Origin of the sequence: Vibrio maerlii (assembly GCF_003415655.1) — a bacterium.
Taxonomy (GTDB): domain Bacteria; phylum Pseudomonadota; class Gammaproteobacteria; order Enterobacterales; family Vibrionaceae; genus Vibrio; species Vibrio maerlii.
In genome coordinates this window covers 70,567-92,931 of record NZ_QRHC01000014.1, presented here as the reverse complement: position 1 = coordinate 92,931, position 22,365 = coordinate 70,567, and the positions used below count along the sequence as shown (strand labels likewise).

Genomic DNA, 22,365 nt, shown 5'->3' with positions numbered 1-22,365 from the left:
CGCTAAGCGCCCTTTTTTATTACCGATTTTCAGCTAAAGCCGGTGGCTTAGGTGTGTTGAGACAAAGATGAATCAGACCGCAACCTTTTACATAGTGAATGAAAACTCGCCTCAGGCAAACTCAACGGGTTTCAATGAGTATGTGATTTTTCTAGCACGCCACTTCGCAACCCAAGGAGCAAAAGTTCTGCTTAGTTGCAATGACCGTACACATGCAGAAGAACTGGCTGAACTGTTCTGGCAGCAACCACCCGAGCATTATCTCGCCCACAATTTGGTGGGAGAAGGCCCCAAATATGCGACCAATGTTGAAATAGGCTTTATCGGAGCCAAACACAGTTGGAACCGACAACTCGTAATAAATCTGGCGGATAATCAGACAACCTTTGCGAACGCCTTTGCTCAAGTGGTAGACTTCGTCCCTTGCGAAGAAAAAGCTAAGCAACTGGCTCGAGAAAGGTATAAAATTTACCGTCAAGCAGGGTATCAACTGCAAACCATTGAGATCCAGCATCCTTAACCGTCAATCCTTATAGTTAAGCTCTCCTTCTAGAGAGTTCACTTATAAAGATTGACTACGATAACCATCAACGTATCCAGTAAATGAGTACTATGGAAAAGACATACAACCCAACTTCAATTGAACAAGCTCTTTACCAAGCTTGGGAAGAGAAAGGCTACTTTAAGCCACACGGTGACACGACGAAAGAATCATACAGCATCATGATCCCGCCACCGAACGTCACTGGTAGCCTACACATGGGCCACGCGTTCCAAGATACGATCATGGATACTCTGATCCGTGCTGAGCGTATGAAGGGCAAAAACACCCTTTGGCAGGTAGGTACTGACCACGCTGGTATCGCAACTCAAATGGTTGTTGAGCGTAAGATCGCTGCAGAAGAAGGCAAAACTAAGCACGATTACGGTCGTGATGCCTTCATCGACAAGATCTGGGAATGGAAGAACGAGTCTGGTGGCACGATCACTAAGCAGCTTCGTCGCCTTGGTGCATCGGTAGACTGGGACCGTGAGCGTTTCACTATGGATGACGGCCTGTCTAACGCAGTTCAAGAAGTGTTTGTTCGTCTATACGAAGAAGACCTAATCTACCGTGGTAAGCGTCTAGTAAACTGGGATCCTAAGCTGCACACAGCTATCTCTGATCTTGAAGTTGAAAACAAAGATAAAAAAGGCCACATGTGGCACTTCCGCTACCCACTAGCTGATGGCGTTAAGACGGCTGAAGGCAAAGACTACATTGTCGTTGCAACAACTCGTCCAGAAACCATGCTTGGTGATACTGGCGTTGCTGTTAACCCAGAAGATCCTCGTTACAAAGATCTGATCGGTAAAGAAATCCTACTTCCTCTTGTTGAGCGTCGCATCCCTATCGTAGGTGATGAGCACGCTGACATGGAGAAAGGTACTGGTTGTGTGAAGATCACTCCTGCACACGACTTTAACGACTACGAAGTTGGTAAGCGTTGTAAGCTACCAATGATCAACATCCTGACGTTCGATGCAAACATCCGCAGCGAAGCTGAAGTGTTCTGCACGAACGGCGAAGCAAGCGATGTTTACGCAACTGACCTACCTGAAGAATTCCAAGGTATGGAGCGTTTTGCTGCTCGTAAAGCGATCGTTGCTAAATTCGAAGAGCTGGGCCTTCTAGACGAAATCAAAGATCACGATCTAACAGTACCTTACGGCGACCGTGGTGGCGTGGTTATCGAACCAATGCTAACGGACCAGTGGTACGTACGTGCTGCACCTCTTGCAGAGCCTGCTGTTAAAGCGGTTGAAGATGGTGACATTCAGTTCGTTCCTAAGCAGTACGAAAACATGTACTTCTCTTGGATGCGTGACATTCAAGACTGGTGTATCTCTCGTCAACTTTGGTGGGGTCACCGTATCCCAGCATGGTACGACAACGACGGCAACGTATATGTAGGCCGTACTGAAGAAGAAGTGCGTGCAAACAACAACCTTGCACCTGTTGTTGTTCTTCGCCAAGACGACGACGTACTGGATACATGGTTCTCTTCTGCACTATGGACGTTCGGTACTCAAGGCTGGCCAGAGCAAACTGAAGACCTGAAGACATTCCACCCTTCAGACGTTCTAGTAACAGGCTTCGACATCATCTTCTTCTGGGTTGCGCGTATGATCATGATGACCATGCACTTCAACAAAGATGAAAATGGTAAAGCACAAGTACCATTCAAGACGGTTTACGTAACGGGTCTTATCCGTGACGAGAACGGTGACAAGATGTCTAAGTCTAAGGGTAACGTTCTTGACCCTATCGACATGATTGATGGTATCGACCTTGAGTCTCTAGTTGAAAAGCGTTGTGGCAACATGATGCAGCCTCAGCTAGCGAAGAAGATCGAGAAGAACACACGTAAGACGTTTGAAAACGGTATCGAACCATACGGTACAGATGCATTGCGTTTCACTCTTGCTGCGATGGCTTCTACTGGTCGTGACATCAACTGGGACATGAAGCGTCTTGAAGGTTACCGTAACTTCTGTAACAAGCTATGGAACGCAAGCCGTTACGTACTGATGAACACAGAAGAGCACGATTGTGGCATGTCACTATCGACTGAAGAGCGCGCTAACCTTGAGTTCTCTCTAGCAGATAAGTGGATTGAATCTCAGTTTGAGCTAGCAGCGAAAGAGTTTAACGCTCACCTAGACAACTACCGTCTAGACATGGCAGCGAACACGCTTTACGAATTCATCTGGAACCAATTCTGTGACTGGTACTTAGAGCTGACTAAACCGGTTCTATGGAAAGGCACTGAAGCGCAGCAAGTTGCAACTCGCCACATGCTGATTACAGTTCTAGAGAAGACGCTACGTCTTGCTCACCCTGTTCTTCCTTACATCACTGAATCTATCTGGCAGAGCGTTAAGCCGCTAGTAGACGGTGTTGAGGGCGAGACAATCATGACTCAAGCGCTTCCTCAGTTTAACGAAGATAACTTCAACGCTGAGATCGTAGAAGACATCGAGTGGGTTAAGACGTTCATCACTGCTATCCGTAACCTACGTGCAGAATATGACATTGCTCCTAGCAAAGGCCTAGAAGTTATGATCAAAGTAGCAGATGAGAAAGATGCAGCGCGTATCGAAGCAAACAAGGTCGTTCTAAACTCTCTTGCTAAGCTAGATAGCCTGACAGTTCTTGCTCAAGATGCCGACACACCAGCATGTGCAACTAAACTAGTTGGCAAGTCTGAGCTGATGATCCCAATGGCAGGCCTTATCGACAAAGATGCAGAGCTTGCTCGTCTTGATAAAGAAGTGAAGAAAACTCACGGCGAAATCAAACGTATCGAAGGCAAGCTAGGTAACGAAGGCTTCGTTGCCAAAGCACCTGAAGCGGTTATTGCGAAAGAGCGTGAAAAGCTAGTGGGTTACCAGGAAACACTAGCTAAGCTAGAAGAGCAGAAAGCGACGATTGCTGCGCTTTAATAGCACTGCACTCTAAGTACTAAGCTGAAACAGAAAGGCTGACATGAAAATGTCGGCCTTTTTGTTTTTTACTACCTCGGTTTTGAGTTCCTAGAAACGAGTTCCTAGTTCCTTGAGGTTATTTCAAGAAACCATTCTTTAAGAACTATTCTCTAGAAACTAGGAACTGCTCTTCACTAGACACTTCCCATGCCTTTCAATAGCTTCCCCCTATCAAACTAATTACAAAAAACACCTTGATTAAATGATAATGATTATCAATAATATTTACATCAACAGTTATTGAGGCATCATTATGAAAAAGACACTTACCTTTGCAGCATTACATTTCACTATTGCTTTTACTGTGGCTTACCTGCTAACAGGCGAGATCTTAATCGGTAGTTTGATTGCTTTGATTGAACCATCGGTTAACAGTGTCGCTTTCTACTTCCACGAAAAGGCATGGGGTACAATCCCTGCTCTGAGAAAACGTGAATGGATGACTAAAGTAAAAACAGCAAGCTTTGCTACCATCCATTTTAGTGTCGCTTTTGGTGTGGTTTACCTATTAACCGGTGATGCATTTATTGGTGGTGTGATGGCCATGCTTGAACCAAGTGTGAATACTGTCGCTTATTACTTCCATGAAAAAGTTTGGCAGCGTGAGCACCCCACTCCAGCGATGGCTTAACAAGGCATCAATCCTTTATAACTGATAGCTTTTGATAACGAGGCTCTTGATAACTAATAGAAAAAGAGCAGCACAATGGCTGCTCTTTTTCGTTCATATGTCGCTTTCTAAACACTCGAATTATCAATTAATCTCGCAAGAACTGACTTACACACTCAGAAGGGTTGAGCACAATAGCGCTTATCTCTTTTTGACCATCTAACTCAACCTCTAACATATATGCACTCGCGTCAGTCGGTTGCTGAGGATCACCTATGATAGGCGCTTCGACCTGAAAGATAATACCCGTGTGCTCAGCTCGCACATCAATCGGTAATACAAACTTCATCCCATTAAACTTAATCGATGCAGAGACTAAACCGGGTTTAAATGTCCGGTAGATCAAATCGACTTTGAACTCACAACCACCACCATGGTGCCAGATTTGTTCAGTCACCACCTGATCGAGCCTAACATTAGAAATGAACTGCAAATAAGGTTCTTTCCAGATCCCCATACGTTCATCTTGTTTGTCTAACTTCTTCGTTGCTTGATCGCTCTCTGCAAAATCCTCATCAAAGAGTAGGTCTTCATCTTCTTCTAGGAATAACACTTCAAAACGGTTACGACCCAGCTGCAAGTAATCTTGAACCTCTTTGCGATATTCGCGTTGAGTGCCATCACAATCAAACAATGCTCGACCGTTTAAACGCACTTCAGCATTATAATCAATACCTGCAAGCACCAACTCGACACAAGGTATGGCCAACATGGCTTCATCAACCTCGATATCGTGCATAAGGTGCCACTCCTGAGCAGCAATCATCGACTCACTCAGAGCCTCAGGTAAAACGGAGCTCAGTGGTGCTGGAAAGGTAATATCATCTTGAGGAATGGATAGGTCAGTCAGTGGTGAGACTTGCCATAACCCTGCGAGAGATAGGCGCATTGAAATCCTTTTATCTACTTTCTTTGGCACTCATTTTAATAATGAGTATATAAACTACCCGCTATAGAATGCACTAGATATAAAAACACCCGAGAAAGTAACATTTTCTCGGGTGTTTGAATACAAATAGATAACACTAATTAGGTAATCGTATCGCGTTAGTTTGCCATTTTAAAGGTCGATACGAGCTGTCCTTGTTCGCATGATAGTTCATGAAGTGACTGGCTCACTTGTGCAGACTTCTCTGCATCTGAAGCGATGCTTTGAGCTGTATCTGAAATGCCGACAATGTTCTCAGCGACCTCTTTCGCTACAGCGCTCTGCTGCTCAGATGCTGTTGCAATAGCTCGGCTCATATCGTTGATCAGCGCCAAACGCTCAACCATTTGTTGTAGTGACATGCTCGCTGATTGCGTCTGCTCTACTGATTTATCGGCATGTGAAAGGTTCTGCTCAACAATGCTCACCGCCTGGCTTGCTTTACCTTGTAAGCGGTTGATCATATCGCTGATCTCATTAGCAGACTGCTGCGAACGATTAGCCAGTGTGCGCACCTCATCGGCAACAACAGCAAAACCTCGACCATGTTCACCTGCACGTGCCGCTTCAATCGCTGCGTTCAATGCGAGCAAGTTCGTTTGCTCAGAAATCCCCTGAATGACCGTCAAGATTTCACTGATCTGATTCGATTCAGCAGACAGCTCATTGATCACTTGAGTCGCCTCTTCCAATGATGATTTCAGCTGATTAACGAACTCCACATTACTGGTCATGCCTTGTTTGTTGGTCTCAGCCATATCACTTAATGCTTCAACTTCATGGCTCGTATCAGATGCATGGCTCGCAACTTGGTGTACCGCTGATTCCATTTCAGTAACCGCTGTGGCAACAGAATCCGTCGCATACTTCTGCTGTTCAATATCACAGCGAGTCTTTTGGCCTAGGCTCATGGTTTCATTCGCTACGCCATTGATGGTTTCTACCGAAGTATGAATCTTCTGAATAAGGCCTGTTAAGTTGCCACTCAAGTGATTAATCGAGGTCGCAATCTGATTCATCTCTGAGCTATAGTTAGATTCAACTCGATAAGTGAGATCGCCCATTGCTAATGAATCTAACGCTTGGGTAATATCGACAAGAGGTCGGCGAATCGCACGAATCACAGTTAGAGCCACCGTCACGGCAACAACAACAGAGATGAGTGCAAGCACGGTGTTAATCAGTAGAGCTTGTTCTGCCTCTTGTTCTGCTTCTAGTAGAGCTTGTGAAGATACATCACGAATCGAGTCCACCAGCGTTACAGATTCTGCAATCAGGATGTCCATCTTAGTTGCGAGCTGAGAAAGTAATGTACGGCTACTTTCATTCAGCTCAATATAGCTTAAATGAAGTTGAAGTGTGCCTTGTGGGTCAAGGATCTCTTTGTTGAGAACGTTCAGGTATGGTTCAACCATTTCTGCATAATAGTCAGAAGAGGCAATTACATTCTTTGCTTTTTCATCAAAGCGCTGTAAGTGGGCATTAAGTTCAGCTTGGAAGTTATTGAGCTCTGCGGTTTCACTTACTGCCAGTAAATTCTTGATATAAGAAGCAGCACCACGACCTTGATTTAGCAAGTAATCAACATCCCATGCCGTGCGACTATCACCATCAGCATTAGCTTCTGAAGAAAGATCTTTCATATCTTGTTCAAAGAAGATCCATTCTTCATCAAAACGCTTGAGTTGATCATTCGATGATTGGCGAGCCTTGATACGTTGATCATGAGTGGTAAGTTGCTCACGAGCAACTGAGAAAAAGTTTTGCGCGTTAGCATCTATTTCAGCAAGTAGAGTCTTCAGACGCGGAAAGTTCGTAACTTCTGAGTTCAGTTGGGCTGACATTTCATCGTAGCGTTGTGCAGCGGCTTCAAACGCGGCTCTTTGCTGCTGGCGATTAGACTCTGACTGTTGGTTCGCATGAACCAACATCAAACGGTTTGCATCTTGTAGATGCTGCATCAATGTATTTGAGTGGTCCAAGACAGTCGGTAATGTCGCTGCAGTCAACTCTAGCTGTTCGGCCATCTTGATATCAGAGCGATACGCTGAAAAGCTGATTGCAGCGACCGCCAACATAATCACCGTAAATCCGATTACGATTCGTTGGATAAGTGAAACTCTCACTGTATTACTCCCTGAAAATAAAAAAAGTGGGCGATACTCGCCCACTTCGAAATTCTCTTTCACACAATATTTCAATTGTGCATCACATTTCTTTATGAAACTAAATTCGCCTATTTCATATCGACCAATTATAAAATAGCTTTAATCATCAATAGCATTTAGATCTACAAAATGTGACTTTTCTACAATTATTCTTCGTCGTCTTCTTCATCGTAGATAGCATCTTCACCCTCATAGAAAGTACCCCAGCCATCGTAAATAATGTCGTACTTCTCAGCGAGATTAACGAGTTTCTCAACTTGCTCATCAATAAGTTCCGCTTTCAGCGCTGTTTCCATTGTCGCATCGCAGCAAAGCAGCTTATTACCGTCTTCATCTTCTGTTTCTTCTGCTTCAAGAACTTCAAAGCCCATCTTGAATGCTTCTACCACTGCTTTCTCTAGCGTTTCGAAGTTTTCTGCAAATAGGTGGTGTTCAATCTCATAAAGAGCATCAGGGTCACTGCCATCTTCGATCAATGCTGCAATGATATCGCGAGTCTCTTCTTTTTGGATTTCGATTAACTCTTCAACTGATAGATATTCATCTTCATGAGACATGATATTGGCTCCAGAATGGTTGGATAATTTAGACATAAAATACCGAGGGAATATGGCATGGATCCCGGTGAAAAGCTACCTACTTACGGAGGATCTTGCCTTATTTCGCTCAAAAGATCATAGCTCCTAAAAACCGACCTTGTTAGGTTCACATTTTTATAACAAAAATATCTTGAAACACTCATAGATTGAAGAAAGTTCAATAGACGCTTTTAAACTGTTTCAATTTATACTTATCAAAACCATTAAAAAGCATAGAACCTTACTCATTTCACATTAATCCTTAGCTGTGCTTCATGACTAATTACCCAACTTTTTATAAAAAACCTGCAGCCTGGTTGATTTAGTAGTCAGAATAAACATAATTCCATTCATATAACCTGCTCGATATTTTTTGCATAAAAAGCGGCTTCGTAAGCTAGCAACACAAAAGTAAAATCAACCATATCCATAAGCTTTCTAAGTGAAATAAACTGCATTATCAGATATCAACACCCATTACTCCCTACATAACAGACTTGCAACTTGGCGATAAGCTTGTCATAAATACAGGCTGTTGAAACAGTAAGGATACACAATGACTCAACTTTACGTTGGTTCGGAAGTAGGACAACTCCGACGCGTTTTGCTCCACCGCCCAGAGCGAGCACTGACTCACCTCACCCCATCAAACTGTCATGAATTGCTGTTTGATGACGTATTGGCTGTAGAGGCTGCAGGTGAAGAGCATGATATTTTTTCTCAGACACTCACCAATCAAGGTGTCGAGGTACTTCATCTACACGATCTATTAGTGGAAACGCTTGCCGTTCCAGAAGCAAAAACCTGGCTTCTCAATACACAGATCTCTGATTATCGCTATGGCCCTACCTTTGCGACTGATCTCAAGCACTACTTAGCAGATATGACCAACGATCATCTCGCGACTATTCTACTTGGTGGCTTGGCTTACTCTGAGTTGCCAATCAAATCTTCATCTATGTTGCCGAAGATGCACCGTCCGTTGGACTTCGTGATTGAACCTCTGCCTAACCACTTGTTTACTCGTGATACTTCATGTTGGGTGTATGGTGGTGTTTCACTAAACCCAATGATGATGCCTGCTCGCCAGCGTGAAACTAACCACCTACGAGCGATTTATCGATGGCACCCTATCTTTGCTGGACAAGAATTTATTCGCTACTTCGGTGATGAAGACCGACACTATGACAATGCGACCATTGAGGGCGGTGACGTATTGGTTATTGGTAAGGGTGCGGTTCTGATTGGTATTTCTGAACGTACGACACCACAAGGCGTGGAAAACCTCGCAGCGCATCTATTCGCAAGCGGACAAGCTTCTCAAGTGATTGCCATTGATCTTCCAAAGCACCGTTCATGCATGCACCTTGATACCGTCATGACACACATGGATATCGATACCTTCTCTGTTTATCCAGAAATCATGCGCCAAGACTTAGATACCTGGCAGCTTACACCTAAGGCTGATGGCTCACTCAACGTCAAGCAAATGCCCAACTATGTTAAGGCCGTAGAATCTGCATTAGGGCTCGACCAACTGAGAATCATCACAACGGGTGGTGATAGCTATGAGGCTGAGCGTGAGCAGTGGAACGATGCGAACAACGTACTTACGGTTAAGCCTGGCGTAGTCATAGGCTATGAGCGTAACGTTTACACCAATGAAAAGTACGATAAAGCCGGCATTGAGGTACTGACGATTCCAGGTAATGAGCTAGGAAGAGGCCGCGGCGGTGCACGCTGTATGAGTTGCCCAATAGAACGAGACTCTATCTAATCAATTCAGATCCAGAGCCAACTTTCGAGTTGGCTTTTTTACAACACAAACAAAATAATTATTCACAAATATAGCATTTTTATGTTTTACTACACTTAAACTATTCCCTAACAACTGGAGGCCAAGGTATGGCTTTTAATCTACGTAATCGGAACTTCTTAAAACTGCTCGACTTCAACCCTAAAGAGATCCAATTTTTGATCGATCTATCAGTGGATCTTAAGAAAGCGAAATATGCAGGCACAGAGCAGCGACGTTTGGTAGGTAAAAACATTGCTTTGATCTTCGAAAAAGCTTCAACTAGAACTCGCTGTGCATTTGAGGTTGCAGCCTTTGATCAGGGTGCACAAGTTTCTTATATCGGTCCATCAGGTTCGCAGATTGGTCACAAAGAATCGATGAAGGATACCGCACGTGTATTAGGTCGTATGTACGATGGCATCGAATACCGGGGCTATGGTCAAGAGATCGTAGAAGAGCTTGGAGAGCATGCCGGGGTTCCAGTATGGAACGGTTTGACTAATGAGTTTCACCCGACACAAATACTTGCTGACTTCCTAACCATGCTCGAGCACGGCAAAGGCAAGCTACTGCACGAAATCACTTTCGCTTACCTTGGTGATGCTCGCAACAACATGGGTAACTCGTTGATGGTTGGTGCTGCAAAAATGGGGATGGAAATCCATATGGTCGCACCCAAACAATTCTGGCCGGAGCAAGATCTCATAGACCAATGCTTAGCGATAGCAGAAAAGACTGGTGCTAAACTGGTATTTACCGAAGATGTCCAAGAAGGTGTAAAAGGCTGTGATTATCTTTACACCGATGTTTGGGTATCGATGGGTGAGTCAGAACAAGCTTGGGATGAACGCGTGGCATTGATGAAACCCTATCAGGTGAACATGGATGTCATCAAGGCAACTGAAAACCCAAACGTGAAGTTTATGCATTGTCTGCCGGCTTTCCACAATGATGAAACAACCGTCGGTAAAGAAGTTGCTGAGAAATACGGTATGAATGGTTTGGAAGTGACGGATGAGGTTTTTGAGTCTGACTATTCTATCGTGTTCGATGAAGCTGAAAACCGTATGCACACAATAAAAGCGGTGATGGTGGCAACCTTAGGCAGTTAATTCAGAGAGTTAGCATTCTCTTAAAAGCTATTTGTAAAGAGTGATGTAATCGCTTGCGCTCACAATTCTTCAGCGTATAATTCTCTGCAATTTGTCTGGAGGTAGTGACTCAATGCCACGCAGTTTGTGTATTACAGAATGTTTTAAAGCTAAGCTATCGCGCTTAGATGCTGGCCTTTTCACTATTTCCTCCGTTTTTTGAAGCCTCCCATATTTGGGGGGCTTTTTTGTACCTACTGAAAATTGAAAGGGAAGAAGATTATGGCTAACTCGCTTTTTCAAAAGCACATTATCTCAATTCCTGAGCTCTCTCGTGATGAGCTAGAATTGATTGTTGATACGGCTGGTAAACTGAAAGCCTCTCCGCAGCCTGAGCTGATTAAAAATAAAGTCATTGCAAGCTGCTTCTTTGAACCTTCAACCCGTACCCGCCTCTCATTTGAGACTGCAATTCAACGCATCGGTGGTGATGTTATTGGGTTTGATAGCGGCGGTAATACTTCTCTAGCAAAAAAAGGTGAGACGCTGGCGGACTCTGTTCAGGTTATCTCTTCTTACGTCGATGCGTTTGTTATGCGTCATCCTCAAGAGGGCGCAGCACGCCTTGCCTCTGAGTTTTCTAATGGTGTACCTGTGATTAACGCTGGTGATGGTGCTAACCAGCACCCTACGCAGACACTGCTTGACCTGTTCTCAATTGCTGAGACACAAGGTCGCCTAGACAACCTCAACGTGGCATTTGTTGGTGACCTCAAATATGGCCGTACAGTCCACTCTCTGACACAAGCATTAGCGAAGTTCAGCAACGTACGCTTCTACTTCATCGCACCAGAAGCACTGGCAATGCCAGATTACATCTGTGAAGAGCTAGATGAAGCAGGTATCCAATACAGTCTGCACACAGACATGGAGAGCGTGATTCCGGAGCTGGATATTCTTTACATGACGCGTGTACAGAAAGAGCGTTTCGATGAATCTGAGTATGCGCATATCAAGTCTGCCTACATCCTAACAGCGAACCTACTGTCAGATGCAAAGGCAAACCTTAAGGTTCTACACCCACTGCCACGTGTTGACGAAATCACGGTAGACGTAGATAAAACCCCACACGCTTACTACTTTGAGCAAGCAGAAAACGGCGTCTATGCTCGTGAAGCTCTGCTGGCCCTAGTACTTAACGAAACACTGTAATCGAGGAGAATAAATATGGCTAAAGAAACTCAATTGCAGGTAGAAGCTATCAAGAATGGTACGGTTATCGACCATATCCCTGCTCAAGTGGGCATTAAGGTACTTAAGCTTTTCAACATGCATAACTCACAGCAACGCGTAACAGTAGGCCTTAACCTGCCATCATCTGCCCTAGGTGCGAAAGACCTGCTTAAGATTGAAAACGTATTTATCAATGAAGAGCAAGCGAACAAACTTGCTCTGTATGCGCCACATGCAACGGTAAACCAAATCGAAGAATATCAAGTGGTGAAGAAGCTTGCACTTGAACTTCCAGAGCAAGTGAACAATGTCTTCGAGTGCCCAAACACCAACTGTATTACTCACAATGAACCCGTTGAAAGCAGCTTCAAGGTCATTGAGAAGAAACAAGATATTCGATTGAAGTGTAAGTACTGCGAAAAAGTGTTCTCACGTGAAATTGTGACTGAGAGATAAGAATTCTCCCTTTCACATGTCAGAACTATGAAATACCTCGCCTTAGCGAGGTATTTTAATCTTTACCCTTCGATATTTTATCGGCACACTGAATCCACTGTTACATCTACATGGAAAATACAATGACTAAAGTACTTCACACAGAATCAGCACCAGCAGCTATCGGCCCTTATGTTCAAGGTGTAGACCTTGGCGGTATGGTTATGACTTCTGGCCAAATCCCTGTAAACCCAGCAACAGGCGAAGTATCTGAAGATATCGCAGAGCAAGCTCGTCAATCTCTAGAGAACGTAAAAGCGGTTGTTGAGTCTTCGGGCTTATCCGTTACAGACATCGTTAAGATGACGGTATTCGTTAAAGACCTAAACGACTTTGGTACAGTGAACGAGGTTTACGGTAAGTTCTTCGATGAGCACAAAGTTGCAAACTACCCTGCTCGCTCTTGTGTTGAAGTAGCACGTCTACCAAAAGATGTGGGTATCGAAATCGAAGCGATTGCGGTTCGTAAGTAATCGGACAAAAAACGGGGAGCCAGTGGCTCCCCGTTTTGTTGTGTCTGCTCAATCTTTATAGACTGATAAGCTACTTAGCATTTAACTGCTTAACTTCTTCATCAAGCTCAGCTAATTTCGTCTTCATTTGCTCACGACACTCGTTCGCCAGTTCACGAATATTTGATTTGTCGTAACCTTCAATACTTACAGGTGGCAACATCTCGACAATCACATGACCGTTGTTCCAACGATTAAGTTTAATACCATCTGTCGAGCTACAAACGATTGGAATGATTGGCAGTTTTGCACCTACTGCTGCGTGGAATGCTCCGGTTTTGAACGGCAGCAAGCCGCGACCGCGAGAGCGTGTACCTTCTGGGAACATCCAAACAGACACATCAGATTCATTAAGGTTATCTACCACCTGGTCAATCGTACCTACTGCCTTACTGCGATTAGCCCGGTCAATCAGGATATTACCGGTTAGCCAGTAAAGCTGGCCGAATAGCGGCATCCAAGCTAGGCTCTTTTTACCCACCGTTACGACCTTAGGCGTTACAGCTGATGACACTGTAAACAGATCCCAATTGTTTTGGTGGTTAGCGATATAAATATGCTGGCCTCGGTTGTATGCGTCTTCTGGTATGCGTAAATCTAGCTTAATACCAAACACCTTAGACATACGCCCAAAGTAACGGCCAAACGTGAAAACGTGCTTAGGGTTACGTGGGCTGAATAAACAATAACCACATCCAAACACGAACATAAGCACAGCGAAAATAGCGACTGCGATTATTCTCAATAGAGCAATCATTTCTTTCTCCGAATCAACCTGACTTATCGAATAAGTAAAAACTAACCGACAATGAAAGGTACTGCTGAATTCTTAGTTAATTCTTATAGTAATCATAAAAAAGCCGAAACCTCAGTTTCGGCTTAGTAGACATATTAACGAATTAGTGGCTGTCACTAAAGCGTTCGATGTTTGCACCTAACGCCGCTAATTTGTTCTCAATTTTGTCGTAACCACGATCAATGTGATAAATACGATCTACGATCGTTTCACCTTGAGCAATACAACCGGCAATCACCAAACTTGCTGATGCACGTAGATCCGTCGCCATCACTTGCGCACCACTAAGGTGATCACAGTCGCCACAGATTACGGTATTACCTTCAATTTCAGCTTTCGCCCCCATACGCATAAGTTCTGGCACGTGCATGAAACGGTTCTCAAAGATCGTTTCAGTGATGACACCGCCCCCCTTAGCCATAAGGTTAAGGAGTGTGAACTGTGCTTGCATATCGGTAGGGAAGCCAGGATGTGGAGCGGTACGAACCGTGACAGCTTTTAGTTCGCGGCCAGTCATATCTAGGCTAATCCAATCATCACCAGTTTCAATTTTAGCGCCTGCTTCTTCTAGCTTAGCTAATACAGCCTCTAATAGACTAGCATGTGTATTCTTACATACCACTTTACCGCCAGATACCGCAGCCGCGACAAGGAAGGTACCAGTCTCAATACGGTCAGCCACAACGTCGTGAGAGCCTCCACCCAGACGCTCAACACCCTCAATGGTAATTGTGTCGGTACCAGCACCCGATACTTTCGCACCCAGCGTATTTAGGAAGTTTGCGGTATCAACAATCTCTGGTTCGCGAGCCGCGTTGTCTAGAACCGTTGTACCTTCAGCAAGCGTAGCAGCACACATGACTGTGATTGTTGCACCAACACTCACCTTATCCATCACGATATGTGCACCTTTTAGGCGACCATCCACTTCCGCTTTTACGTAACCGTCTTCAAGTGTAATTGTTGCGCCAAGTGCTTCTAAGCCGTGTATATGTAAGTCAACAGGACGAGCACCGATCGCACAACCACCTGGTAGTGAAACCTGACCACGACCAAAACGAGCAACGAGCGGGCCCAATGCCCAGATTGATGCACGCATGGTTTTTACTAGCTCGTATGGTGCACACAGTTCATTGATCTCACGACCATCAACATGAACTGAGCCATTACGCTCAACCTTTGCACCAAGCTGCTTTAGCAGTTCCATCGTAGTATCAATATCACGTAGGTGTGGTACGTTATTTACCTTTACCGGCTCTTCCGCCAGAATCGAAGCAAATAAGATAGGCAGCGCTGCGTTTTTCGCGCCTGAAATGGTTACTTCACCCTGAAGAGGCTTATCGGAACCTATAACTCGAAACTTTTCCATCAATAAACCTTACAGAGACATCAGTTTTCTGTCGCGCTCCCACTCTTCTGGAGTGTACGCTTTAATTGAAAGTGCATGGATGTCATTACGTTGAATGTATTCCATTAATGGGCCATAAATCAGCTGTTGTTTCTTAACACGATTCATACCATCAAAGCAGGCATCAACAGCAATAACTTCGTAGTGGCTTCCTTCGCCTTTCACTTGAATCTCTTGAAGTTGTAGTGCTTCATCCAATAGTTGTTTTACTTTTGCGCTATCCACAAATTTGTCCTATTTACTTTTTGATATGCTCGTGCAGCAACGACTCTGCGTTACTCAAACTAAGCAATGTTCTTAACTGATTAGGCATGAAACTGAGCATTATATGACACTTTCGTAATTTTGCATGCTCAATTATCTGAATTATCAGCGCCATCCCTGCCGAATCAATACGAGAAACGTGTTGTAACTCAAGTTCGACCTGTGAGGCGCTCTGGTTCCATGCCATAATTTGCGGGTAAATTGACGGAATATTATGTCGGTCAATCTTCCCCTTAAGGGCAATTTGAGTATCTGACTCTACAGAGAATATCGCTGCGGTCATTCACTCTGCCCCTCAAATGTGATTTTGGTATCTGCTAGTCGGTCAAGCTCTTTGGCAACAGCCAAAATACCTTCCGTACGCAGTTGGCTGTTCCACTCAGACTGCATGCTATCAAGTAAGCTTATGCCCTCGGCACTCATATCAAATGCAAGCCACTCACCGCTCTTCTTATTTTTACGTAGCTTAAACTCCAGCTTAATGTTTGGCGCCGGAGCATCAATAATATCGACCTTGATACCGATAATGCGACGGTCAGCAGGTACTGGCTTCTCTGGTTCAAACTCAATCGTTTGATTAGTGTAGAGTGTTAGCGCCTGAGCATACGACGTCACAAGGTAGCGCTCGAAAGACTCAATAAATGTGTAGACGTCTTTCTTTTTCACACCTGGCTTTTTAACGTTAGAGCCCAATAACTTTAACGCCGCGTACTGACTGTTGACGTAAGGCATTAGCTCCTCTTCAACAATCACCTTTAATAGCTCAGGATTTGCTCGCACCGCTTCCTGCTCAGTAGCAAGGCGGTCAAACGTATCCTCAGCGACTTGCTTCATCATGTTATATGGCTGAGTCTTGTCCACTTCTTGTGCGAAGGACAAAGTGCTCACTAATAGAGTCATGAGCAATACACTCATTTGCTTCAACATATCAAATCGCTTCAACATACTATTCGTCTCCCAACGCATCTTCACTACCACCCGTTTGGTAGAGGAATTGGCCAATAAGGTCCTCAATAACCAGGGCAGATTTGGTATCTTCGATGAAATCACCATCCACCAGCATCTCTTCATCATCAAATACAAACCCCGGAACTAGACTAAGATACTGCTCGCCTATCAAGCCTGAAGTCAGTATCTTGATACTCGAAGTTTCTGGGAGCTGGTTGTATCGAGAGTCGACTGATAAGCTCACCACAGGTACGTAAGTCTCTGGATTAAGGATAATAGACTCTACGCGTCCTACAACCACACCGCCGACTTTGACAGGAGAACGAACTTTAAGACTACCAATATTGTCGAATTCCGCTTTCAAGGTGTAAGTATTACCTGAACCCATGCTTTTTACGTCAGCAACTTGAAAAATCATCACCAAAATGGCCAATACTCCAGCGATAACAAAACCGCCGACCCATAATTCTAACTTTCTTGTTTGCTGCATGATCAATTCCCAAACATCAGTGCTGTAAGCACAAAATCTAAACCTAAAACGGCCAATGAAGAATAAACAACCGTTCTTGTGGTTGCCTTACTGATACCTTCTGAAGTCGGCACCGCATCATAGCCATTGAAGAGCGCAATCCATGTCACGGTAACAGCGAAAACCATACATTTTATGGCACTGTTACCAATATCTTTACTTAGGTCGACAGACGACTGCATCGCAGACCAAAAGCTGCCGTGGTCTATACCTTTCCAATCAACACCAACAATTTGACCACCCCAAATCCCGACGGCCATGAATATCATGGCTAATAACGGCATCGAGATAAAGCCAGCCCAAAAACGAGGGGCAATCACGCGCTTGAGTGGGTCGACCGCCATCATCTCTAAACTCGACAATTGCTCTGTGGCTTTCATCAAGCCAATTTCAGCAGTTAATGCCGAGCCTGCTCGCCCTGCAAATAGCAACGCTGTGACTACCGGTCCAAGCTCGCGCAATAAGGATAGCGCAACCATCTGGCCCAAACTGCCTTCAGCACCATAGTCCACCAAAATGACAAAGCCTTGCAGACTTAAGACCATACCAATGAACAAACCGGAGACAATAATAATTGCGAGTGATTGCACACCAACGCTATAAAGCTGTTTCACTAACAATGGGAAGTTTTTAACTGGCTGTGGCTTGGAAACAAGAGCACCAATCAACATGAAGGTCGCTCGCCCCCACGCTTGAGCGAGGCTCAAAGTCCGCGCACCTACATTTTCAATCATTTGAATCACACCAGAACTCATAGAAATAGATCCTTTTCTAGTGACTGAGCAGGGAAACGAAATGGCACTGGACCATCGGAATATCCCTGTAAGAACTGCTGAACCCTTGAGTCTTGGTGTTGATATAGCTCATCAGGAGTCCCCGCGGCGATAACCTGGCTATCTGCCAAAATATACACCCAGTCCGCGATACTCATCACCTCTGGTACATCATGAGAGACAATGACAGACGTGAGCCCAAGAGCTTGGTTGAGATTGCGAATGAGTTCCACCAACACACCCATTGTTATTGGGTCTTGGCCAACAAATGGTTCGTCGTACATAATGAGTTCTGGGTCGAGTGCAATTGCACGGGCAAGAGCGGCTCGTCTTGCCATACCTCCAGACAGTTCGCTTGGCATTAACTCTGCAGCACCACGCAACCCAACGCCCTCCAGTTTAAGCAAGACAATGATGCGGATGATAGATTCATCAAGTTCGGTGTGTTCTCTAAGAGGGAAAGCGACATTGTCATAAACATTAAGATCCGTAAAAAGCGCACCAGATTGAAATAGCATGCTCATTCGTTCACGAGTTTTATAGAGCTTCTTTCTCGAAAGCGTAGGAATGTTGCTTCCCGAAAAAATGATATCGCCTGAATCTGGATAAAGCTGACCACCGATCAATCGAAGCAGGGTCGTTTTACCAATACCCGATGGCCCCATGATTGCGGTTACCTTTCCCTCAGGAACCTCTAAACTGATGTCGTCGAAAATCACGCGCTCCCCACGTGAAAATGTCAGGTTATTTACCGATACTAACGGCTTTCCATCCATCACATCATCCTCTGGCTGGATAGTCTTTTAAACGTCACTACAGCAAGCTATAGCTTTATTATCAAGTAATTAGTTTACGCAATGATAAGCAAGTTGGTATGAAAGGCTAGCTAAAATTTGCCTCGTCACGTCACAAGATCCTGATTGATTCTCAAAAAACAAGCTAACTAAATACACCATCAGGTTTAAATAGCCGACGTTTCCATGCATTTTTACTTCCCTTTTAAATGGGGAAAGGTCAAAATTAACGGTTACATATTTACTATTTATTTGTTTTCGTAGGGATCATTATGCTTGAAGCCGTTGCGTTTCTCATCGTTGGATTAATATTCCTTGTCTGGAGTGCAGACAAGCTTGTTTTCGGCGCAGCTGCGCTGGCACGCAACGTTGGTATTTCACCTTTAGTGATCGGCATGACCATTCTCGCAATGGGCTCTTCAGCACCAGAAATGATGGTTTCTGCAACAGCAGCTCTCGATGGAAAAACAGATACAGCTGTGGGTAATGTCCTAGGTTCAAACATTGCTAACATTGCGCTTATTCTCGGTATCACCGCAATCATCAAGCCGCTCTCTATTAGTTCAGGGGTGATTCGTCGTGAATTACCTTTGATGATTGCCGTTACCCTCATCGCTGGTGCAATCCTTTGGGACAATCACCTTGGCTTTGTAGAAGGCATTCTACTGTTCGTTCTATTTACCGCTTTCATCATTGCGATGCTGCGCATCAGCCAGAAAGAGAAGCAGCAAGGTGACAAATTTGTTGAAGAGCAAGAGTCTGAGATCCCAGAAGGTGTAAGCAACGGCAAAGCAGCCATGTGGGTTGTTATCGGGCTTATCGTTCTCCCTCTTTCCGCCGATGCTCTGGTTGATAGTGCGGTTGTTATCGCAAAATACTTCGGCATGAGCGACCTAGTTATCGGTCTAACCATTATCGCTATTGGTACAAGCTTACCTGAACTGGCGGCTTCTCTCGCCGGTGTGCTTAAGGGCGAAGATGATATGGCGGTAGGTAATATCATCGGCTCAAACGTTTTCAACATCCTTGCGGTAATGGGTATCCCTGGCATCCTAAACCCATCGGTCCTAAGCGAGTACGCAATGGGGCGTGACTTCTGGGTGATGCTGGCTGTGTCTCTATTACTCGTAGTAATGTGTCTTGGTAAGTCTCGTAGCGTCAATCGAATCGAAGGTGGCGTGCTCTTTGTCTGTTTCTTGGCATACCAAATTTATTTATTCGCCAATATGGCGGCATAGACCCTAATCTAGTCATTCATTACCCAGCTAAATTTTTAAGGATTCTCTGATGTCACAAGCGTTTGATTTTCGCCAAGCTGCACAACAAGTTCTTGATATTGAAATGAAAGGTTTACAACAACTTTCTCAATACTTTAATGATGAGTTTGTTGCAACGTGCCAAGCGATTACCCAAATTGAGGGTAAAGTCATTGTGATGGGTATGGGTAAGTCTGGCCACATCGGTAAAAAGATTGCTGCCACCCTAGCCAGTACGGGTACCTCGGCGTTTTTTGTTCACCCAGGTGAAGCGGCACATGGTGACTTAGGAATGATCACGCCAAAAGACATCGTGATTGCAATCTCGAACTCAGGTGAGTCTTCAGAGATCCTAGGCTTATTCCCAGTGCTTAAGCGCCTGAAAATCCAAATTATCAGCATGACGGGTAAACCTCAGTCAACCATGGCTCGTATGGCTGATCTTCACCTGCAGATTACAGTACCAGAAGAAGCATGCCCGCTTGAACTCGCACCAACGGCAAGTACAACTGCAACATTGGTAATGGGGGATGCGCTTGCTATCTCATTGATGCAAGCTCGCGGCTTTACTGCTGAAGATTTCGCCCTATCACACCCTGGTGGTGCTCTAGGTCGTAAGCTGCTGCTTCGTCTATCCGATATGATGCACACAGGTGAAGCGCTACCAATCGTAGCGCCAGACGCTTTAATCAAAGATGCACTGCTTGAAATCTCACAAAAAGGCTTGGGTATGACAGCCGTGGCAGATGAAAACCAACAATTGCTCGGAATCTTCACCGATGGTGATCTACGCAGAATACTGGATAAACGTATCGATATTCACAATACTGTTATCGGTGAGGTGATGACACAAAACCCAACGGTTGCTTCACCTTCTATGTTAGCCGTTGATGGCCTGAACCTAATGCAAGACAAGAGCATCAATGGCTTAATGCTTTGCGATGAAGGGTGCATTGTCGGCGCACTTAACATGCATGACCTATTAAAAGCTGGAGTGATGTAATGACACAGCTCGTTTCAACCCTCTACGGAGAGGTAGAACAACATATTCTCGATATCGCAAAAGATATCAAACTACTTATTTGTGATGTCGATGGTGTATTTTCAGACGGCCTAATCTACATGGGTAACAACGGTGAAGAACTCAAAACCTTCCACACCCGTGACGGCTATGGCGTTAAATCATTAATGAATGCAGGTATTGAGATTGCCATTATCACCGGCCGCAAGTCTCAGATCGTTGAAAACCGAATGCGCGCATTGGGCATCTCATTGATCTATCAAGGTCAAGACGACAAGGTAAAGGCATATCAAGACATCTGCGACAAGCTCAATATCTCCGCACAGCAAACCGGTTATGTCGGTGATGACCTGATTGATTGGCCCGTTATGGAGAAGGTTGCGCTTAAAGTCTGTGTAACTGATGGCCACCCTCTGCTTGTTAAACGTGCAAACTATGTCACTAAAATCAAAGGCGGCCACGGTGCTGTGCGTGAAGTTTGTGACCTTATCCTACAAGCTCGTGACGAATTAGACGTACACAAAGGCCTGAGTATATGAGTTTCTCACGTATCCTCTACACCTTGCTGATTATTGTTATCTGCGGTGCAGGGTACTATCTGTTAGAAAAAAGTAATACTGAATCGGTACAAATCGCTCCGGATCAAGAGCTGCCAATGTTTACTGGTCGCGGGCTTGAGAACATCAACTACAACGAAAAAGGCGTTCGTAGCTATCGCGTTATTTCAACCAGCCTTGAGCACTATGCATCAAGCGGGGACACGATTTTTGATCAACCTGAGCTAACCATTTTTAAACTCGGCAGCGAAGAAGAGTGGAAAATCACAGCCAAGCGTGGCGTGTTGACAGAAGAGCAAGTACTGACACTCTATGATGATGTACTTGCAAGAAATCTCCTCCCAGAGTCAGCATTTGATACTATGTCGACAGACAAGCTCTTCATTAATTTGAATAATAGGGACTTTTGGGCTGACCAAGAAGTACTGCTTGTAGGTCCACAGTTTGAAACGGAAGGGAATGCCATGAAAGGCAACTTCGGCACCAACGATGCCACCCTTTATAACCAAGTACAGGGCAGATATGAAAATCTCACACCTTAGCCTAATCGGTTGTCTATTAGCGGCTGGCAATGCATTTGCGTTATCAACGGACTCAGAGCAGCCCGTGTATATTGATTCAGATAGCCAACAACTAGACATGAAGAGCAACACCGTGACTTTTATCGGTGACGTAACGCTTAAGCAAGGCAGCATTAATATCAATGCCGATAAGGTCATCGTGATGCGTTCACCAGAAGACGGTGCAATTAAAGAGATTGAAGGATACGGCGATCTCGCAACCTTTTCTCAGCTAACTGATGACGGTAAGACCTTATATGGTGAAGCGGAAGAGCTATACTACGACATGGCTAAAGATACACTCACCATGATTAAGCGTGCAATGTTGTCACAAGGTGGCAGTGAGATTCGTGGTTCTAAAATCAACTACGAAATCACTTCGCAAAAACTGGTTGCCGACAGCGATGGTAAAAAGCGCGTATCGACAATCCTTCAGCCACAGACGCAGCAGAATTAAC

At 44.7% G+C, this 22,365-nt stretch carries 24 protein-coding genes; 13 read left to right on the top strand and 11 right to left on the bottom strand.

Features of this window, described 5'->3' with window-relative positions; all coding sequences use genetic code 11:
- Window positions 1–67: 67 nt before the first annotated feature.
- From DPF91_RS19545 to DPF91_RS19535, 3 genes are all read left to right on the top strand, one after another.
- Window positions 68–520 carry a DNA polymerase III subunit chi gene (locus DPF91_RS19545; RefSeq protein ID WP_117236120.1) on the top strand — a complete coding sequence of 151 codons (453 nt, stop codon included), beginning with the start codon at window positions 68–70 and terminating at the stop codon, window positions 518–520.
- Window positions 521–612: 92 nt separating this feature from the next.
- Window positions 613–3,486, top strand: coding sequence for a valine--tRNA ligase (locus DPF91_RS19540; RefSeq protein ID WP_117236119.1), 2,874 nt, complete (start codon window positions 613–615; stop codon window positions 3,484–3,486).
- A 295-nt stretch (window positions 3,487–3,781) separates the two neighbouring features.
- Entirely contained in the window at window positions 3,782–4,159 is a 378-nt protein-coding gene (locus DPF91_RS19535) for a DUF2061 domain-containing protein (RefSeq protein ID WP_117236118.1), read from the top strand.
- A 127-nt stretch (window positions 4,160–4,286) separates the two neighbouring features.
- Here the strand turns inward: DPF91_RS19535 and DPF91_RS19530 are convergent, their stop codons facing one another.
- The 3 genes from DPF91_RS19530 to rraB form a co-directional block, all read right to left on the bottom strand.
- Window positions 4,287–5,087, bottom strand: a complete 801-nt coding sequence (locus tag DPF91_RS19530) for a glycosyl hydrolase 2 galactose-binding domain-containing protein (RefSeq protein WP_117236117.1) — start codon at window positions 5,085–5,087, stop codon at window positions 4,287–4,289.
- 158 nt (window positions 5,088–5,245) lie between these two features.
- Window positions 5,246–7,252 carry a methyl-accepting chemotaxis protein gene (locus DPF91_RS19525; protein WP_123766771.1) on the bottom strand — a complete coding sequence of 669 codons (2,007 nt, stop codon included), beginning with the start codon at window positions 7,250–7,252 and terminating at the stop codon, window positions 5,246–5,248.
- Window positions 7,253–7,440: 188 nt separating this feature from the next.
- On the bottom strand, window positions 7,441–7,851 hold the full coding sequence (rraB, locus tag DPF91_RS19520) for a ribonuclease E inhibitor RraB (RefSeq protein ID WP_117236115.1): 411 nt from the start codon (window positions 7,849–7,851) through the stop codon (window positions 7,441–7,443).
- Window positions 7,852–8,428: 577 nt separating this feature from the next.
- On the opposite strand from rraB, the gene arcA reads away from it, so the two are divergent.
- The 5 genes from arcA to DPF91_RS19495 all read left to right on the top strand — a co-directional run bounded on the left by arcA (window position 8,429) and on the right by DPF91_RS19495 (window position 12,962).
- Complete coding sequence (gene arcA / locus DPF91_RS19515; RefSeq protein WP_117236114.1) at window positions 8,429–9,649, top strand: arginine deiminase; 1,221 nt, start codon at window positions 8,429–8,431, stop codon at window positions 9,647–9,649.
- A gap of 128 nt (window positions 9,650–9,777) precedes the next feature.
- Window positions 9,778–10,782, top strand: a complete 1,005-nt coding sequence (argF, locus tag DPF91_RS19510) for an ornithine carbamoyltransferase (protein ID WP_117236113.1) — start codon at window positions 9,778–9,780, stop codon at window positions 10,780–10,782.
- Window positions 10,783–11,043: 261 nt separating this feature from the next.
- On the top strand, window positions 11,044–11,973 hold the full coding sequence (gene pyrB / locus DPF91_RS19505; RefSeq protein WP_117236112.1) for an aspartate carbamoyltransferase: 930 nt from the start codon (window positions 11,044–11,046) through the stop codon (window positions 11,971–11,973).
- Window positions 11,974–11,988: 15 nt separating this feature from the next.
- Window positions 11,989–12,450, top strand: a complete 462-nt coding sequence (gene pyrI, locus DPF91_RS19500; protein WP_117236111.1) for an aspartate carbamoyltransferase regulatory subunit — start codon at window positions 11,989–11,991, stop codon at window positions 12,448–12,450.
- Window positions 12,451–12,572: 122 nt separating this feature from the next.
- Window positions 12,573–12,962, top strand: coding sequence for a RidA family protein (locus tag DPF91_RS19495; RefSeq protein ID WP_117236110.1), 390 nt, complete (start codon window positions 12,573–12,575; stop codon window positions 12,960–12,962).
- Between the two features lie 70 nt (window positions 12,963–13,032).
- On the opposite strand, the gene DPF91_RS19490 is transcribed toward DPF91_RS19495, so the two are convergent.
- From DPF91_RS19490 to mlaF, 8 genes are all read right to left on the bottom strand, one after another.
- Window positions 13,033–13,758, bottom strand: a complete 726-nt coding sequence (locus tag DPF91_RS19490) for a 1-acylglycerol-3-phosphate O-acyltransferase (RefSeq protein WP_117236109.1) — start codon at window positions 13,756–13,758, stop codon at window positions 13,033–13,035.
- Window positions 13,759–13,900: 142 nt separating this feature from the next.
- Entirely contained in the window at window positions 13,901–15,166 is a 1,266-nt protein-coding gene (murA, locus tag DPF91_RS19485) for a UDP-N-acetylglucosamine 1-carboxyvinyltransferase (protein ID WP_117236108.1), read from the bottom strand.
- Window positions 15,167–15,175: 9 nt separating this feature from the next.
- The gene (gene ibaG, locus DPF91_RS19480) at window positions 15,176–15,430 is read right to left on the bottom strand and encodes a BolA family iron metabolism protein IbaG (protein WP_117236107.1); all 255 of its coding nucleotides are present in this window, start codon (window positions 15,428–15,430) and stop codon (window positions 15,176–15,178) included.
- 13 nt (window positions 15,431–15,443) lie between these two features.
- Window positions 15,444–15,752 carry an STAS domain-containing protein gene (locus DPF91_RS19475; RefSeq protein ID WP_117236106.1) on the bottom strand — a complete coding sequence of 103 codons (309 nt, stop codon included), beginning with the start codon at window positions 15,750–15,752 and terminating at the stop codon, window positions 15,444–15,446.
- Window positions 15,749–16,414, bottom strand: coding sequence for an ABC transporter substrate-binding protein (locus tag DPF91_RS19470; RefSeq protein WP_206355586.1), 666 nt, complete (start codon window positions 16,412–16,414; stop codon window positions 15,749–15,751). The genes DPF91_RS19475 and DPF91_RS19470 overlap by 4 nt, the downstream gene beginning before the upstream one ends.
- 1 nt (window position 16,415) lies before the next feature.
- A complete protein-coding gene (gene mlaD / locus DPF91_RS19465; protein WP_117236105.1) occupies window positions 16,416–16,907 on the bottom strand; it encodes an outer membrane lipid asymmetry maintenance protein MlaD in 492 nt (163 codons plus the stop codon).
- Window positions 16,908–16,909: 2 nt separating this feature from the next.
- Window positions 16,910–17,701, bottom strand: a complete 792-nt coding sequence (gene mlaE, locus DPF91_RS19460) for a lipid asymmetry maintenance ABC transporter permease subunit MlaE (protein WP_117236104.1) — start codon at window positions 17,699–17,701, stop codon at window positions 16,910–16,912.
- Window positions 17,698–18,495, bottom strand: a complete 798-nt coding sequence (mlaF, locus tag DPF91_RS19455; RefSeq protein WP_117236103.1) for a phospholipid ABC transporter ATP-binding protein MlaF — start codon at window positions 18,493–18,495, stop codon at window positions 17,698–17,700. Before mlaF ends, mlaE begins: the two co-directional genes overlap by 4 nt.
- 290 nt (window positions 18,496–18,785) lie before the next feature.
- On the opposite strand from mlaF, the gene DPF91_RS19450 reads away from it, so the two are divergent.
- From DPF91_RS19450 to lptA, 5 genes are read left to right on the top strand one after another with little or no spacing between them, the layout of a single operon-like run.
- Entirely contained in the window at window positions 18,786–19,751 is a 966-nt protein-coding gene (locus DPF91_RS19450; protein WP_117236102.1) for a calcium/sodium antiporter, read from the top strand.
- A gap of 49 nt (window positions 19,752–19,800) precedes the next feature.
- The gene (gene kdsD, locus DPF91_RS19445; protein WP_117236101.1) at window positions 19,801–20,772 is read left to right on the top strand and encodes an arabinose-5-phosphate isomerase KdsD; all 972 of its coding nucleotides are present in this window, start codon (window positions 19,801–19,803) and stop codon (window positions 20,770–20,772) included.
- Window positions 20,772–21,329, top strand: a complete 558-nt coding sequence (gene kdsC / locus DPF91_RS19440) for a 3-deoxy-manno-octulosonate-8-phosphatase KdsC (protein ID WP_117236100.1) — start codon at window positions 20,772–20,774, stop codon at window positions 21,327–21,329. The genes kdsD and kdsC overlap by 1 nt, the downstream gene beginning before the upstream one ends.
- Window positions 21,326–21,889, top strand: coding sequence for an LPS export ABC transporter periplasmic protein LptC (lptC, locus tag DPF91_RS19435; RefSeq protein WP_117236099.1), 564 nt, complete (start codon window positions 21,326–21,328; stop codon window positions 21,887–21,889). Before kdsC ends, lptC begins: the two co-directional genes overlap by 4 nt.
- On the top strand, window positions 21,870–22,364 hold the full coding sequence (gene lptA / locus DPF91_RS19430; RefSeq protein WP_117236098.1) for a lipopolysaccharide transport periplasmic protein LptA: 495 nt from the start codon (window positions 21,870–21,872) through the stop codon (window positions 22,362–22,364). Before lptC ends, lptA begins: the two co-directional genes overlap by 20 nt.
- Window position 22,365: the final 1 nt, after the last annotated feature.

Bases quoted from the DNA above. Each gene is read 5' to 3' on its own strand.
- DPF91_RS19545 (WP_117236120.1), top strand. From the start codon at position 68: ATGAATCAGACCGCAACCTTTTACATAGTGAATGAAAACTCGCCTCAG.
- DPF91_RS19540 (WP_117236119.1), top strand. From the start codon at position 613: ATGGAAAAGACATACAACCCAACTTCAATTGAACAAGCTCTTTACCAA.
- DPF91_RS19535 (WP_117236118.1), top strand. From the start codon at position 3,782: ATGAAAAAGACACTTACCTTTGCAGCATTACATTTCACTATTGCTTTT.
- DPF91_RS19530 (WP_117236117.1), bottom strand. From the start codon at position 5,087: ATGCGCCTATCTCTCGCAGGGTTATGGCAAGTCTCACCACTGACTGAC.
- rraB (WP_117236115.1), bottom strand. From the start codon at position 7,851: ATGTCTCATGAAGATGAATATCTATCAGTTGAAGAGTTAATCGAAATC.
- arcA (WP_117236114.1), top strand. From the start codon at position 8,429: ATGACTCAACTTTACGTTGGTTCGGAAGTAGGACAACTCCGACGCGTT.
- argF (WP_117236113.1), top strand. From the start codon at position 9,778: ATGGCTTTTAATCTACGTAATCGGAACTTCTTAAAACTGCTCGACTTC.
- pyrB (WP_117236112.1), top strand. From the start codon at position 11,044: ATGGCTAACTCGCTTTTTCAAAAGCACATTATCTCAATTCCTGAGCTC.
- pyrI (WP_117236111.1), top strand. From the start codon at position 11,989: ATGGCTAAAGAAACTCAATTGCAGGTAGAAGCTATCAAGAATGGTACG.
- DPF91_RS19495 (WP_117236110.1), top strand. From the start codon at position 12,573: ATGACTAAAGTACTTCACACAGAATCAGCACCAGCAGCTATCGGCCCT.
- DPF91_RS19490 (WP_117236109.1), bottom strand. From the start codon at position 13,758: ATGATTGCTCTATTGAGAATAATCGCAGTCGCTATTTTCGCTGTGCTT.
- murA (WP_117236108.1), bottom strand. From the start codon at position 15,166: ATGGAAAAGTTTCGAGTTATAGGTTCCGATAAGCCTCTTCAGGGTGAA.
- DPF91_RS19475 (WP_117236106.1), bottom strand. From the start codon at position 15,752: ATGACCGCAGCGATATTCTCTGTAGAGTCAGATACTCAAATTGCCCTT.
- DPF91_RS19470 (WP_206355586.1), bottom strand. From the start codon at position 16,414: ATGTTGAAGCGATTTGATATGTTGAAGCAAATGAGTGTATTGCTCATG.
- mlaD (WP_117236105.1), bottom strand. From the start codon at position 16,907: ATGCAGCAAACAAGAAAGTTAGAATTATGGGTCGGCGGTTTTGTTATC.
- mlaE (WP_117236104.1), bottom strand. From the start codon at position 17,701: ATGAGTTCTGGTGTGATTCAAATGATTGAAAATGTAGGTGCGCGGACT.
- mlaF (WP_117236103.1), bottom strand. From the start codon at position 18,495: ATGGATGGAAAGCCGTTAGTATCGGTAAATAACCTGACATTTTCACGT.
- DPF91_RS19450 (WP_117236102.1), top strand. From the start codon at position 18,786: ATGCTTGAAGCCGTTGCGTTTCTCATCGTTGGATTAATATTCCTTGTC.
- kdsD (WP_117236101.1), top strand. From the start codon at position 19,801: ATGTCACAAGCGTTTGATTTTCGCCAAGCTGCACAACAAGTTCTTGAT.
- kdsC (WP_117236100.1), top strand. From the start codon at position 20,772: ATGACACAGCTCGTTTCAACCCTCTACGGAGAGGTAGAACAACATATT.
- lptC (WP_117236099.1), top strand. From the start codon at position 21,326: ATGAGTTTCTCACGTATCCTCTACACCTTGCTGATTATTGTTATCTGC.
- lptA (WP_117236098.1), top strand. From the start codon at position 21,870: ATGAAAATCTCACACCTTAGCCTAATCGGTTGTCTATTAGCGGCTGGC.